Source organism: Streptomyces nigrescens, from assembly GCF_027626975.1.
Lineage (GTDB): Bacteria > Actinomycetota > Actinomycetes > Streptomycetales > Streptomycetaceae > Streptomyces > Streptomyces nigrescens.
Window position 1 is genome coordinate 3,541,508 of the sequence record NZ_CP114203.1, and the last position, 13,287, is coordinate 3,554,794.

Here is a 13,287-nt window from a genome sequence, read left to right on the forward strand (position 1 = left end):
CCGGCGGGCCCGTAACGCCCGCCCCCGTACACACACTTCGCCCCCGTCGGAGAGTCTCCGGCGGGGGCGAAGTGACCCCTACGTCCTGTGGTGCGCCGTACGGGCCGAAGCCGGTGCCGCGACGGTCAGCCCGCCGCGGGCATATGGGCCGTGCGCTGGAGCTCGCTCTCCCGGCGCCGCCGGCGGGTCAGCACGACCCGGCGCTCGGCCGCGGTCAGACCTCCCCAGACGCCGTACGGCTCGGGCTGGAGCAGCGCATGCTCCCGGCACTCGACCATCACGGGGCAGCGGGCACAGACCCGCTTCGCGGCCTCTTCTCTGGCCAGTCGCGCGGCGGTGGGCTCCTTGGACGGAGCGAAGAACAGCCCGGCTTCGTCCCGGCGGCACACCGCCTCCGAATGCCAGGGGCCGGCCTCATCGCGAGCAGGCATTTGCTGGGACGGAACGACAGCGGCATCCTGCAGGGGCTGATGCGGTAGCAGCACGGTCTACTCCTGACGACGGCTTCGGCGCGAGAATCACCCTTGCCCGTCTCGCTGCGCACGGCCTTTTTCCGCACCCCGCAGCCGTACGAGAGACGATGCACCAGCCCTACCCGCTGTACGCACGCTTATGCACACCGTGGCGATCGTGCGACAACGAGAAAAGCGTCAGCGGACGAACCCTCCGGGAACGACGGCGAACGCCCCTTAGCAGCGCCCGCCGACCGCCGGCCGCGGCCCGTCCGCCGCCGTCAGTGGTCCGTGCCCTTACGGAACCGGTCCCGGCGCTCGCGGCGTTCGGAGCGGTGCTGCTCGTGCCACTCCCGCTGTTCCTGGCGCAGCTGGTGGTGGCGCTCGCGGTGTTCGTCGCGCAGTTGCCGGCGCATCTCCCGGTGCCCCTCGACCAGCCGGTCGCGCAGATCGCGGATCCAGGCGCCGCGCTTGGGCCTGGCCTCCACACTGCCCAGCACCGCATAGCCGTTGACCAGCACCTGCGGGGCGTCGGCGTCCTCCGCGTCATGGGACTCGACCTCGAAGCTGCCGAGGATGCCGGAGCCGCTGCTGCGCAGCGTGATGTTCTGCGGGACCCGGATCTCCACGCTGCCGAAGACGGCCGTGACATTGATCTGGATCTGCTGCTGCGGGAAGACCGCCTCGGTCAGATCGATCTCGACGCTGCCGAAGAACGCCACGGCGTTGATCCGCGCCGGGGCCTGCCAGCGGCCCTTGCGGACGGCGGCGCTGAAGACCGCGACGAGGTTCTGGTCGGGGGCCGGGGCGCCGGGCCCGTAGGCGTACCCGGCGGAGTCCTGCTGCGGGCGGCCGGCGCCGGCGGCGGGCAGATCCCGTACGACGGGCTCCAGTTCGCCCATGGTCTTCGCGCGGTAGACCGTGTCGATCCGCTCCGCGTGCTCCTCCGGGTCCAGCCGGCCCTCCGCCAGCGCCTCGCGGAGGATCCCGGCGATCCGGTCGCGGTCCGCGTCGGACGCCCGGATATCGCGTTCGGCCACCGCGGGCGGCGCCGGCGCCCCGGCCGCCGGCTTGGTCATGTTCAGCGGTTGCCGCTCCTGGAGCCGGTCCTGCTCCTGAAGCGGTCCGGGCGGGGTCTCAGGGCCCGGACGTCCCCCGTTGTCTGCATCCACCGGCCCAGCGTACCGAAACGCGATAGATCGCGACTAGGAATCGAACGGACCCGGCCACGCGCCGACTGAGCCTTACCTCACAGCGGCGTCCGCTCGCCAGGGTTCTACGCTGTTGAGGCGCTGCCGTAGATGCCAGCCGGACCTCTCCGAGTAAGGAATGACCTTCAATGCCGGAATTCGCCTACACCGACCTGCTCCCCGTAGGTGAGGACAACGCCCCGTACCGTCTCGTCACTTCGGAGGGTGTGAGCACCTTCGAGGCCGACGGCCGTACGTTCCTCAAGGTCGAGCCGGAGGCGCTGCGCAAGCTGGCCGCCGAGGCGATGCACGACATTTCGCACTATCTGCGCCCCACCCACCTCGCCCAGCTCCGCAAGATCCTGGACGACCCCGAGGCCAGCGCCAACGACCGCTTCGTCGCGCTCGACCTGCTCAAGAACGCCAACATCGCCGCCGCGGGCGTCCTGCCCATGTGCCAGGACACCGGCACCGCGATCGTCATGGGCAAGCGCGGCCAGCAGGTCCTGACCGAGGGCGGCGACGAGGCGGCCCTCTCCCGCGGTATCTACGACGCCTACACCCAGCTGAACCTGCGCTACTCGCAGATGGCTCCGCTGACCATGTGGGACGAGAAGAACACCGGCTCCAACCTCCCGGCCCAGATCGAGCTGTACGCGACCGACGGCGGCGCCTACAAGTTCCTCTTCATGGCCAAGGGCGGCGGCAGCGCCAACAAGTCCTTCCTCTTCCAGGAGACCAAGGCGGTCCTCAACGAGGCCTCCATGATGAAGTTCCTGGAGCAGAAGATCCGTTCGCTGGGCACCGCGGCCTGCCCGCCGTACCACCTGGCGATCGTCGTCGGCGGTACGTCGGCCGAGTACGCCCTCAAGACCGCCAAGTACGCCTCCGCGCACTACCTCGACGAGCTGCCCGCCGAGGGCTCCCCCACCGGCCACGGCTTCCGCGACAAGGAGCTGGAGGAGAAGGTCTTCGAGCTGACGCAGAAGATCGGCATCGGCGCCCAGTTCGGCGGCAAGTACTTCTGCCATGACGTCCGCGTGGTCCGGCTGCCGCGCCACGGCGCGTCCTGCCCGGTCGCCATCGCCGTCTCCTGCTCCGCCGACCGCCAGGCCGTCGCGAAGATCACCGCCGAGGGCGTCTTCCTGGAGCAGCTGGAGACCGACCCGGCCCGCTTCCTCCCGGAGACGACGGACGAGGAACTGACCGAGGGCGCGGGCCCCGACCTCGACGCCGTCGCCATCGACCTCAACCGCCCCATGGACGACGTCCTGGCCGAGCTGACCAAGCACCCGGTCAAGACCCGCCTGTCCCTCACCGGCACGCTGGTCGTCGCCCGCGACATCGCGCACGCGAAGATCAAGGAACGGCTGGACGCCGGCGAGGAGATGCCGGAGTACCTGAAGAACCACCCGGTGTACTACGCGGGCCCGGCCAAGACCCCCGAGGGCTACGCCTCCGGCTCATTCGGCCCGACGACCGCGGGCCGGATGGACGCCTACGTCGAGCAGTTCCAGGCCGCCGGCGGCTCCAAGATCATGCTCGCGAAGGGCAACCGCTCCCAGCAGGTCACCGACGCCTGCGGCACGCACGGCGGCTTCTACCTGGGCTCCATCGGCGGCCCCGCGGCCCGTCTGGCCCAGGACTGCATCAAGAAGGTCGAGGTCCTGGAGTACGAGGAACTCGGCATGGAAGCCGTCTGGAAGATCGAGGTCGAGGACTTCCCCGCCTTCATCGTCGTCGACGACAAGGGCAACGACTTCTTCCAGGACCCGGCGCCGGCGCCGACGTTCACGAGCATTCCGGTGCGCTCGGGGAACTGACCCGCTCGCAGTACCGCCCACGGGCCCCTGGCACCCGCCAGGGGCCCGTGGCCTTCGCCGCGCTCAGTACCAGCCGATGATGTCGAGCCCCGGACCGAAGTCGGCGTAGACCTGCACGGGCTTTCCGTCGGAGGACACGAGTTTTTCGAACAGCAGCTTCGGCTCCGCGGAGCTGCCCTTCTCCTTCAGGAACCAGCCGTGGTCGGTGTGGACGATGGTTTTCTTCCCGTCGGAGCTGGTCGCCTCAAGTGTCTTCCGGGGGTGGACGGCCTTGGTCTTCACCACGTCACCGGCATCCGTGACGTCCCAGGTCAGCTCGTCGTCCGCGGAGAATGTGCCCTTCGGGAGAGCCAGCTCTTTCCTGAGGTCTTCAGGCTTCTCCGGGTCGGCGGAGTACACCGTTTCGTTGTTGGCCAGGAAATACACCCTCGTTCCGTCGGGGCCGAAGCGAGGCTGGGCGTATACGGGCTTCCCTCCGGAGTATGTCGGCCGACCGCCGATCCTCAAGGGCTTCTTCCCGTAGAGACCGGTCCCGCGCCCGACGTCTGTGTAGCCCCCGATGAAGAGTTCCCCCTCACCGGTGGTCCAGACGACCTTGCGCCAGTCGGAAGAAAAGGCTTCCCTCTTCCACACATTGGGCTTGGCGTCATGCGGCAGGAACGCGTCCACTGTCTCCTTGCCGGTCTTCACGTCGAAGACGGCGAAATTGGTGCCCGCTAAGGTGACCAGTCCCGTCACCTTCGGCCGGGGGGACTTGGCCTCCGCCGATGGACTCGCCGCGGGCTTCGTCGAACGGTCCTTGCCGCTCGGTGCGGGCTCGGAACCCCCTCCGCAGGAAACGGTGCCCGCGAGCAGGACGGCCACCAACGGAAGCGCGCGAAGGACTCCCCGGCGGGGAGTCCCCCCGGTCAACGCGCTCCGGCCCTTGCCACAGGTGTGCACAGAGACGCTCGGCATCCACGATCATCCCCTTGTCTACAGCCAGATAGCGCTCAGTTGACCACAGCGCCGACTGTCCGCAGGGGGAAATGAGATGTTCCCCTTCCTGTCCGAAGCAGCTGTCGGGCCCTTCATGGTGCGGCCGGGCCTCGGGCAGGTCCTCTCGCGAAAGGCCGCTACCGTGCTTCCGGCGTCGCTCGGGCGCGTCGGGCGGTGCCGCGGCGGAGCTGGGCGCGTACGGCGCGTTGGGCGACCGGGCCCAGGTCCTCCAGCACGCCGAGCAGTCCGGACAGCTGCTCCAGTGCGTCCAGGGCTCCCAGCGCCCCCTCCGGGTCCACGCCCTCGTACAGCTCCAGGCCGACGAAGCCCGCCGCGAGTGCCCGGGAGAGGCCGGTGACGTCCACGAATGCGGCGATCGGTGTCCCGGCCAGCACCCGCGCCAGCACCTGTTCGATCTCCTCGATCCACAGGGCGAGTCCGGCGACGGTCGCGGGGGCGAGCCGGGGCTGCGTCTGGGCCCCGGCCAGGAGCTGGGCGAGGACGGCGACATGGCCGGCGGCGCGCTCCTCGGTATGCAGCTCCCGCCCCAGCTCCAGGAGTTCGGCGAGGCTGCCGACCTGTGCGAAGCGTTCGCGGTAGTGCGCGACGCGCTGTTCCGCGCCGTACCGGCAGGCGGCGGCGAGGAGTTCGTCGACGCTGCCGAAGTGGTAGAAGACCAGGGCCTGGTTGACTCCCGCGGTGGTGGCGATGCTGCGGGCCGAGGTCTTGGCGATGCCCTGCTCGATGAGCGTCTGCAGCGCACCGGCGAGCAGTTTCGTACGGGTATCGGCGCTCATGTTCTGACCTCCTCGCGCAAGGGCCGCAGCCCGGCGCGCACCCCTCGCTCGGCGATGTTCACGAACTCGGCGGAGAAGGACCCCTCGTATCCGAAGAGGGGGCCGAACCGCCGGTTGCCGACCCTCACCTGGATACGGAACAGCCCGGCCGCATCATCGTACGACTCGCGCACCACCGCATCGCCCCCGATCAGGTCCGGCACCCGGACGTCGACCGGCCCCTCCCGGAAGCGGTGCTCGCCGGAGCGGATGATCAGGGCCCCGGTGCTGTCCACCGTGAAGTGCAGGTCGGTGGCGAGGTGCTGGTGGGTGCCGAGGTAGTCGACGACGCAGCCGCGCTCGGGGCTGAAGACCATGGTGGCGTCGAAGCGGCGGGGGCGGCGCGGGAAGGAGAAGGTCCGGACGAAGGTGACGGTCTCACGGCCGAAGGAGTCGGTGTACGGGACGTTCTCGATGACGAAGGGGATGTCCCGGCCGGTCTGCGGGACGAGGATGTGGCGGCTGCCGCCGAGGGCCAGGAACGGCCGGACGAAGCTGCGGCCGTGCCAGATCCGGTCCATCGTGCCCCTCCCGATGCACGCCTCCCCGCTGTCGAGCCCGACGGAGAAGCGCCGCCGGATGTTCGGGTGGAGCCGGTCGAAGTCGGCGCCCAGGGCGCGCTGGAATATCGAGGTCATGACTTCTCCAGGGTGGCGAGGAGGGCGGTCGGGGCGGCAGCGCTCTCGCTGCGTCCAGCCCGTTCCGGCGGGCGGCGCAGACAGCGGCGGGCGGCAGGGGTGACGGACAGGGGCGGCAGCAGCAGCGCGGCCCCTGCCACGGCGAGGACGGGGCCCACGGCCCCGGCGCCGGGGACCACGGCTGCGGTGACGAGGACCGCGGCGATACGGGCGAACAGCTCGGCGAGGGCGTGGCGCAGCGACCGCTCCGGGGTGATCCCGCGCTCGCACCACAGCCGCAGCCGGTCGAAGGACCAGGCGGTGGCCCAGCCCATGAGCGGCCGGAAGACGAGCCGGTCGACGACCCGGCCGAAGCGTCCCCAGCGCGGCCGGTAGTCGTATCCGGTGAGGAACCGCAGCTCCTCACCGTCCGGGACGTACCGCCAGTACCCGCGGCCCTCCTCGATGAGCGACAGCGGGTGTGCGGAGGCGAAGCGGAGGGCAGAAGTCCGGGTGCCGTCGGGCCGGTTCCGCTCACCGGCCGAGACGCCGGTGCCGTCGACCGTGAGCAACGGCAGGACGCGGGTGGCGTAACGGAAGCGCTGCGGCTCCCCCGGCTCGCACGGCAGATAGTCGATCTCGCTGAACCTCAGGTCCCAGCGCTGATGCCGGTCCGGCAGCTGACTGCGGTCCCAGACCTCATCGATCCCGGCGCGGATGCGCGCCTCCACGTACAGACCCATAGGGATTCCCCCGTCCCAGACGTTTTGAGCGACTGCTTAAAACGCAGCGTAGAGGGTTTTGAGCAGTCGCTCAAGGTCGTTGGGAGGGGAGGACGGGAGGGAGGGGGCTCTACGGACATCCCCGGAGCGGTGCGCGATAGCGGGCACCGCCATGACGGCCAACTCCGCGGAGGGCACCGCGCCCTCCCGTGACAGCAGCGCGATATTCGCCGGCCAGGGGCGCACCGCCCGCCGGGCCGCCGACCTCGTGGCCGCTCTGCTTCCGCCCGCGATCCTGGTGGCGACGGGCCTGCTGGTACGGGCCCGGCTGATCGATGACGGGTTCGTGGTCCTCACATACGGCGGCTACCTGCTCGCAGAGATCTCCTGACCGGGCGGACGAGCCGGCACGCGACGGGCGCCGGGGCTGATGCCCCGGCGCCCGTCGAATTCTGGGGAACTCAGTGTGAGTTCGTCCGGCGGAAGCGGACCCACGTGACGACCGTCAGGCACGCGGTGGTCCACATCAAAACGCTGGCGGTGGCCACGGACTCGACGTACTGCTCGTAACCGACCGCGCGCAACTGGACCGCGAGGGCGCCCAGCGCCGTCCCCAGCGACGCCAGCGCGGCGGACAGGGTGGCGAAGGGAGGCTGTGTCATTCCATCTCCTCTGCTGTGAACCGAAATTGTGTTCACCGAGTGTAAAGACGATCTCGTAGCGCAGGTGCGGAATGAGCGCCTCAGGGGCCCAACACCCGGTCCGACCAGCCTCGATGACGTGGACGGGCGCAGGGTGGCCACGCCTGACTCAGCCCGTACGGATCGAGCCGGTCACCGGCCACCACACGGACCTGGCGGGGGGCCGCGGGCTCACCCGGTAGAGCACGGTGCCGCCGGCCGGAACGGTGGCGCTGATGGTGCCGTCGGTGCTGACATGGCTGGAGTGCGCCCACAGGTCGTTGAGGTGGTAGCCGGTGCTGTTCGCCGGGAGGCCGACGGCCGCCGCGGTGGTGGAGATGACGGCCTGTGAGGACGATTCGTTGAACAGGGCCACGGCGACGTCGCCGTTGGCCAGGGGGCGGCGCAGCACGTTCAGACCGTTCTCGGTGGTGACCGCCGTGCCCTGTTCGCCACGGCTGTCCTGATTGACGGCGATGACGTCCTTGTTGAGGTAGACGCTCAGGTCCTGGTCACTGATGGGGAAGCCGGAACCGCCGGCGGCCGCGGGGGTACGCAGGTCGGCACCCGAGATCAGCGGGGCCGCGAGCACTGCGGCGACCGAGAGCTCGGACTTCTCCTGGTCATACGTCAGGCGCTTGCTGGGGTCGTTGGAACCCGACGCGAAGGCGTAGTTTCCGGTCCCCAGCATGTCGATGTCGTTCCATCCGCCGGGGCCGGCCCACTTCGCCTTGTCCAAGTCGGTGCGGATGAGGCGTTTGAGGCCGTCGAAGGAGGCGTCCCGGTCCCCGTCGATGCGCCACATGTTGGCCACGCTCTTGCCCCACTCCCAGGGGGACTCGCCCTGCGCCGCGGGCTGGAGCGAGAGGCTGAAGACGATCGGACGGCCGGTTCGTTCGAGTGCGTCGCGCATGGTGCTGTCCCGGGTCTCCAGCGGCAGCTTTTCGTCGCCGGGCCGCTGGTCGGGGTCGCTGGCCGTGCAGTTGTCGTACTTGAGGAAGTCCACGCCCCACGAGGCGAAGGTGTCGGCGTCCTTCTGCTCATGACCAAGACTTCCGGGGAAGCCCTGACACGTGTGGTACGTCGGGCTCTCGTAGACGCCGAACTTCAGGCCCTTGCCATGGACATACGCGGCGAGTTCGGCCATGCCGTGGGGGTACTTGGCCGCATCGGGGACGAGGCGGCCTTCGGAGTCGCGGGACCGTTCCATCCAGCAGTCGTCGATGGTGAGGTACTGGTAGCCGGCGTCGCGCATGCCGCTGGACACCATGAAGTCGGCGGTGTCCTTGACGATTTGCTCGGTCGCGTTGCAGCCGAAGGTGTTCCAGCTGTTCCAGCCCATCGGCGGAGTGCGGGCCAGGTCGTTGTCCAGGGCCTGCGCGGGGCCCGCGGTGAGCAGGGGAACGCCGAGCAGCGGGGGCAGGAGGGAGAGGGTGAACAGTAAACGGGAGAGCACACGCATGGAGGCCTCCAGCAGGGAGTCGGGGATCCGGGGGGATTCACGTCATGAGTGGGCGTCACCTCCGGCAGGGTGACCGTGCCCACCTCGGTCCGGGTGCTTCCGTCGGCGGAGTAGTCGGTGCGCCGCATCCGATGCCTGACGCGGTGCGCGGGCATCTGACGCGGTGCGCGGGCAAGCGCACCAAAATCAACATAAACAGTCAATGCCCGCAGCAATTCGCCCCGTTGATCCAGCCAGTTCAAACAAGATGAAACGGATCTCAACGTCTGCGCTGCCCTGCTCCGGCCCTCTCCGAGCGCTCGGGGAGGCATCGTTGCTGTGTGCGGGCCCTCGGGCAACGCCCCGTCAGGCAACAGCCGTGACGGCCGGTCAGGACGGATCTACGAGGGCGGAACCCGGAGACCCGCGACGGCCATGATCACTACACTGTTCGAGTGACACCTGACCTGTGTCACGTCACTGATTTCATGACCACATGGGGGATACGCAGCATGCGCAAAATGAGCCGTTCGCTGGCAGTTGCCGTCACATCCGTGGCGGTTGCCGGTATCGCCTTCGCCGGGGTCGCACCGGCCAGTGCCGCTCCGGTGGGTACCGCGGCGGCGAGCAGCGCCAAGTGCGACAGCATCGAGAAGGCCATCAGGCAGCACACGATCGCGGCCGACAAGTACCAGGCACTCGCCAAGAAGGAAGCCGGCAAGGCTCACCCGGACCGGGACAAGGTCGCCCAGTACAAGGCGAAGGCCAAGGCCGAGCTCAGCGCCGTCGATGCGTACCAGGTGGAGTACGCGAGGCAGTGCAAGGGGTGACGTCGCAGCGATGACGTACCAGGGCCCGGCTCTTCGGAGCCGGGCCCTCGTGCGTGCGCCGTCGGGTGAGCGGGCTTCCGTATCCGGGAACAGATCGGCGGCCGCGGGTACTGAAACAGGTATGAGCGAAAACGGCGACTTCAGCGGATCCGGCGACAGCGACTCCGACGGCTTCCGGACCGAGCACGACTCCATGGGTGAGGTGCGGGTGCCCGCGCATGCGAAATGGCGGGCGCAGACACAGCGGGCGGTGGAGAACTTCCCGATTTCCGGGCAGCGGCTGGAGCGGGCGCACATCGCGGCGCTGGCGCGGATCAAGGGGGCGGCCGCCCTGGTCAACGGCGAGCTGGGGGTGCTGGACAAGGAGATCGCGGAGGCGGTGCAGGAGGCCGCTAACGAGGTCGCCGAGGGGCGCTGGGACGAGCACTTCCCCATCGATGTGTTCCAGACGGGGTCCGGGACGTCCTCGAACATGAACACCAACGAGGTCATCGCGACGCTGGCGAGCGAGCGGCTGGGCCGCCAGGTGCATCCGAACGATCACGTCAACGCGAGCCAGTCGTCCAACGACGTCTTCCCGTCCTCGATCCATATCGCGGCGACCTCGGCGGTTCTCGACGATCTGATCCCGGCGCTGGAGCATCTGGCGGAGAGCCTGGAGCGGAAGGCCGAGGAGTTCACCGAGGTCGTGAAGTCGGGGCGGACGCATCTGATGGATGCGACACCGGTGACGCTGGGGCAGGAGTTCGGCGGCTATGCCGCCCAGGTGCGGTACGGCGTCGAGCGGCTGCGGGCCTCGTTGCCGCGGCTGGCGGAACTCCCGCTGGGCGGTACGGCGGTGGGGACGGGGATCAACACGCCGCCCGGGTTCTCGGCCGCGGTGATCGCCGAGGTGGCGCGGGCGACCGGGCTGCCGCTGACCGAGGCGCGCAATCACTTCGAGGCGCAGGGGGCGCGGGACGCGATCGTCGAGACCAGTGGGCAGCTGCGGACGGTCGGGGTCGGGCTGACGAAGATCGCCAACGATCTGCGGTGGATGGCGTCGGGGCCGCGGACCGGGCTCGCGGAGATCGCGCTGCCGGATCTGCAGCCGGGCTCGTCGATCATGCCGGGGAAGGTCAACCCGGTGATCCCGGAGGCGGTGCTGATGGTGGCGGCGCAGGTCACCGGCAATGACGCGACGGTGGCGGCGGCCGGGGCGGCCGGCAACTTCGAGCTGAATGTGATGCTTCCGGTCATTGCCCGCAATGTGCTCGAATCGGTGCGGCTGATCGCCAATGTGTCGCGGCTGCTGGCGGACCGTACGGTCGACGGGATCACCGCGAACGTGGAACGGGCCCGTGAGTACGCCGAGTCGTCACCGTCGGTCGTCACTCCGCTCAACAAGTACCTCGGGTACGAGGAGGCGGCGAAGGTCGCCAAGAGGTCCCTCGCCGAGCGGAAGACCATCCGCGAGGTGGTCCTGGAGGGCGGCTATGTCGAGCGGGAGCTGCTGAGCGAGGCGCAGTTGGACGAGGCGCTGGATGTGCTGCGGATGACACGTCCGTAACAACGGAGCGGCGCAGGATACCCCGTCCGTAACGCCCGGTGCGTCTCATGTCACGGCGCGCGTCATGCCGCGCCTCTAAGATCTGCGCATGACAGCGGACATGGTGGACACGACGGAAGGCGAGACGGCCGGCGGTCGCGGGGCGGCCGGGGCGAAGCGGGCGGCGGACGGGGCGCGCTGGGCGCCGGGGGACCACATCCTCTGGCGCTATCGCGACAACGCCGATGCCGGGCGGTTCCACATCTGTCGGCCGATGACCGTTGTCCAGGACACCGATGAGCTGCTGGCCGTGTGGATGGCGCCCGGCACCGCCTGCATCAAGCCGGTGCTCGCCGACGGCACGCCGGTGCACCGCGAGCCGCTGTCCACCCGCTACACCAAACCGCGCCGGACCGCCCGTGACCACTGGTTCGGCACCGGTGTGCTGAAGCTGGCCCGGCCCGGCGACCCGTGGTCGGTGTGGCTGTTCTGGGAGCGCGGCTGGCAGTTCAAGAACTGGTACGTCAATCTGGAGGAGCCGCGCCGCCGTTGGGCGGGCGGCATTGACTCCGAGGATCACTTTCTCGACATCTGTGTCTATCCGGACCGGCACTGGGAGTGGCGGGACGAGGACGAGTTCGCGCAGGCGCAGCGGGACGGCCTGATGACGGACGCCCAGGCCGCCGAGGTCAGATCCGCGGGCCGGGCCGCGATCGCACAGATCGCGGCCTGGCGCGCGCCGTACGCCGACGGCTGGGAGGACTGGCGGCCCGATCCGGCCTGGGGCGTTCCCCGGCTCCCGGAGAACTGGGACCGCGCGCCGGAGCGTTTGCGGTCGTGAGGGAGTGAAGTGAAACGACGTGAGTGAAGGGGGCGAACCGTGGAAAGGTGCGCCTATGGGCAAAGCTGTTTCCCGCGAGGCGAGAGGCACGGCCGAGCCCCCTTGCTGCGCCCCGGGCCTTCAAACGTAGGATCGTCCTCCGCAAGACTGCACAGGCGCAACTCCAGAACTGGAAAACGAACTTGACCGCGGTCGCAGGAGGGGCGAGGTCGTGAGTGCGACTAGCTACGACGGATATGAGGGGCTGAACCGGTTAGCACTGGACCGGGCCGGCCAGGCCGAGGCGTTCGACGCCATCGGCGACCGGTATGACGACGCCTTTCCGCACAAGGAGGGCCAGCTCGCTTCGAGCGCCTGGCTCGCCGACACCCTGCCCGCCGGCTCGCGCATCCTGGACCTCGGATGCGGTACGGGCCTGCCGAGCGCCCGCCAGCTCTCGGACGCCGGGCATCGCGTCGTGGGTATCGATCTCTCCCCCTCGATGATCAAACTGGCCCGGCAGAACGTCCCGGGCGCCGACTTCCACCGACTGGACATCGCCGATCTGCGCAGCGGCCGACTCGGCGGCCGTGGCTCCTTCGACGGTATTGCCGCTTATTTCTCGCTTCTCATGCTGCCCCGTGCCGAAATCCCTTACGCACTGGGCATGCTCCATGATCTGCTACGTCCTGAGGGGCTGCTTGCCCTGTCGATGGTCGAGGCGGATGTGGACGACTTCACGATTCCGTTCCTGGGCAACTCGATCCGGGTATCGGGTTACCTGCGGGACGACCTGCGCCGGGTCGTGCACGACGCGGGTTTCGACGTCGTCGGGGAAGATGCCTACGCATACGCCCCGTCAAGTACGGACGTACCACCCGAGATCCAGCTCTTTCTGCACCTGCGACGCGCTTGAGACGCAGCGCGTCGGGCGCGGCCGCACGGGCGGCGCGCTCGGAACGCGGCGCGTCGGGCGCGCAGCCCCGGACGGATGGAATCCCACGCGTGACGGAGCACCCCACCTCCCACGAATCGCGGCAGTCGGCCTCGACCGCCGCGTCCTCGCTGTCCCCTGCCCGGGGGCCGGCCGGGACGGCGCCGCTCGGCGCGGTCCCCGACCCGCGCAGCGCCCTGCAGCAGCCCGGCACGACCGGGTGCGTTCCGGTGCCCGGCACCGGCTTCGCGGTGCGCGGCGGTGACGACATAGGTCTCGCCGGTGTCACCGTCACGGCCTCGGCGGGCTCGCCGGCCGGCCATGACGACGGCGAACCGGCCGCGGACCACGGCGCGGCGCGGCGGGACCCGACGGCGGACGCGGACAGCGCCGCCGCCGGGCACTCCGGCGGGCGTGCCACCGATCACTCCGCCGC

14 protein-coding genes are annotated in these 13,287 nt (G+C 69.6%); 6 read left to right on the forward strand and 8 right to left on the reverse strand.

The window, feature by feature from the left end:
- Positions 1-125 precede the first annotated feature (125 nt).
- Together STRNI_RS15785 and STRNI_RS15790 are read right to left on the reverse strand one after the other, a co-directional pair.
- A complete protein-coding gene (locus STRNI_RS15785; protein ID WP_078518586.1) occupies positions 126-431 on the reverse strand; it encodes a WhiB family transcriptional regulator in 306 nt (101 codons plus the stop codon).
- A 302-nt stretch (positions 432-733) separates the two neighbouring features.
- Positions 734-1,624, reverse strand: a complete 891-nt coding sequence (locus STRNI_RS15790) for a DUF1707 SHOCT-like domain-containing protein (RefSeq protein WP_266439258.1) — start codon at positions 1,622-1,624, stop codon at positions 734-736.
- Positions 1,625-1,791: 167 nt separating this feature from the next.
- Between STRNI_RS15790 and STRNI_RS15795 the strand changes: the two genes are divergently transcribed.
- On the forward strand, positions 1,792-3,465 hold the full coding sequence (locus STRNI_RS15795; RefSeq protein ID WP_277411443.1) for a fumarate hydratase: 1,674 nt from the start codon (positions 1,792-1,794) through the stop codon (positions 3,463-3,465).
- A 63-nt stretch (positions 3,466-3,528) separates the two neighbouring features.
- Here STRNI_RS15795 and STRNI_RS15800 read toward each other — a convergent pair whose 3' ends face one another.
- The 4 genes from STRNI_RS15800 to STRNI_RS15815 form a co-directional block, all read right to left on the reverse strand.
- On the reverse strand, positions 3,529-4,329 hold the full coding sequence (locus STRNI_RS15800; protein WP_277411444.1) for a hypothetical protein: 801 nt from the start codon (positions 4,327-4,329) through the stop codon (positions 3,529-3,531).
- Between the two features lie 251 nt (positions 4,330-4,580).
- Positions 4,581-5,240: a TetR/AcrR family transcriptional regulator gene (locus STRNI_RS15805; RefSeq protein ID WP_109892377.1), complete on the reverse strand. Its 660-nt coding sequence runs from the start codon at positions 5,238-5,240 to the stop codon at positions 4,581-4,583.
- Entirely contained in the window at positions 5,237-5,917 is a 681-nt protein-coding gene (locus STRNI_RS15810; protein WP_148588413.1) for a DUF4166 domain-containing protein, read from the reverse strand. The genes STRNI_RS15805 and STRNI_RS15810 overlap by 4 nt, the downstream gene beginning before the upstream one ends.
- Positions 5,914-6,639 (reverse strand): hypothetical protein, encoded by a 726-nt coding sequence (locus STRNI_RS15815; protein WP_159486358.1) that lies wholly within the window; start codon positions 6,637-6,639, stop codon positions 5,914-5,916. Before STRNI_RS15815 ends, STRNI_RS15810 begins: the two co-directional genes overlap by 4 nt.
- Positions 6,640-6,790: 151 nt before the next feature.
- Here STRNI_RS15815 and STRNI_RS15820 point away from each other — a divergent pair, with 151 nt between their 5' ends.
- A complete protein-coding gene (locus STRNI_RS15820; RefSeq protein ID WP_018089343.1) occupies positions 6,791-7,009 on the forward strand; it encodes a hypothetical protein in 219 nt (72 codons plus the stop codon).
- Between the two features lie 70 nt (positions 7,010-7,079).
- Here STRNI_RS15820 and STRNI_RS15825 read toward each other — a convergent pair whose 3' ends face one another.
- Together STRNI_RS15825 and STRNI_RS15830 are read right to left on the reverse strand one after the other, a co-directional pair.
- Complete coding sequence (locus STRNI_RS15825) at positions 7,080-7,280, reverse strand: SCO3870 family protein (RefSeq protein WP_018089342.1); 201 nt, start codon at positions 7,278-7,280, stop codon at positions 7,080-7,082.
- Between the two features lie 148 nt (positions 7,281-7,428).
- Entirely contained in the window at positions 7,429-8,760 is a 1,332-nt protein-coding gene (locus STRNI_RS15830; protein ID WP_277411445.1) for a glycoside hydrolase family 27 protein, read from the reverse strand.
- Positions 8,761-9,260: 500 nt separating this feature from the next.
- Between STRNI_RS15830 and STRNI_RS15835 the strand changes: the two genes are divergently transcribed.
- The 4 genes from STRNI_RS15835 to STRNI_RS15850 all read left to right on the forward strand — a co-directional run bounded on the left by STRNI_RS15835 (position 9,261) and on the right by STRNI_RS15850 (position 12,833).
- Positions 9,261-9,569, forward strand: coding sequence for a hypothetical protein (locus STRNI_RS15835; protein WP_141725544.1), 309 nt, complete (start codon positions 9,261-9,263; stop codon positions 9,567-9,569).
- A 121-nt stretch (positions 9,570-9,690) separates the two neighbouring features.
- The gene (locus tag STRNI_RS15840; protein WP_277411446.1) at positions 9,691-11,118 is read left to right on the forward strand and encodes a class II fumarate hydratase; all 1,428 of its coding nucleotides are present in this window, start codon (positions 9,691-9,693) and stop codon (positions 11,116-11,118) included.
- Between the two features lie 88 nt (positions 11,119-11,206).
- A complete protein-coding gene (gene fomD, locus STRNI_RS15845; protein WP_371874825.1) occupies positions 11,207-11,938 on the forward strand; it encodes a cytidylyl-2-hydroxypropylphosphonate hydrolase in 732 nt (243 codons plus the stop codon).
- 211 nt (positions 11,939-12,149) lie between these two features.
- On the forward strand, positions 12,150-12,833 hold the full coding sequence (locus tag STRNI_RS15850) for a class I SAM-dependent DNA methyltransferase (RefSeq protein WP_018089337.1): 684 nt from the start codon (positions 12,150-12,152) through the stop codon (positions 12,831-12,833).
- Positions 12,834-13,287: the final 454 nt, after the last annotated feature.

Excerpts from the sequence above, each read along its gene's own strand:
- STRNI_RS15785 (WP_078518586.1), bottom strand. The coding sequence starts at position 431 with ATGCCTGCTCGCGATGAGGCCGGCCCCTGGCATTCGGAGGCGGTGTGC.
- STRNI_RS15795 (WP_277411443.1), top strand. The coding sequence starts at position 1,792 with ATGCCGGAATTCGCCTACACCGACCTGCTCCCCGTAGGTGAGGACAAC.
- STRNI_RS15805 (WP_109892377.1), bottom strand. The coding sequence starts at position 5,240 with ATGAGCGCCGATACCCGTACGAAACTGCTCGCCGGTGCGCTGCAGACG.
- STRNI_RS15810 (WP_148588413.1), bottom strand. The coding sequence starts at position 5,917 with ATGACCTCGATATTCCAGCGCGCCCTGGGCGCCGACTTCGACCGGCTC.
- STRNI_RS15815 (WP_159486358.1), bottom strand. The coding sequence starts at position 6,639 with ATGGGTCTGTACGTGGAGGCGCGCATCCGCGCCGGGATCGATGAGGTC.
- STRNI_RS15820 (WP_018089343.1), top strand. The coding sequence starts at position 6,791 with ATGACGGCCAACTCCGCGGAGGGCACCGCGCCCTCCCGTGACAGCAGC.
- STRNI_RS15825 (WP_018089342.1), bottom strand. The coding sequence starts at position 7,280 with ATGACACAGCCTCCCTTCGCCACCCTGTCCGCCGCGCTGGCGTCGCTG.
- STRNI_RS15830 (WP_277411445.1), bottom strand. The coding sequence starts at position 8,760 with ATGCGTGTGCTCTCCCGTTTACTGTTCACCCTCTCCCTCCTGCCCCCG.
- STRNI_RS15835 (WP_141725544.1), top strand. The coding sequence starts at position 9,261 with ATGAGCCGTTCGCTGGCAGTTGCCGTCACATCCGTGGCGGTTGCCGGT.
- STRNI_RS15840 (WP_277411446.1), top strand. The coding sequence starts at position 9,691 with ATGAGCGAAAACGGCGACTTCAGCGGATCCGGCGACAGCGACTCCGAC.
- fomD (WP_371874825.1), top strand. The coding sequence starts at position 11,207 with ATGACAGCGGACATGGTGGACACGACGGAAGGCGAGACGGCCGGCGGT.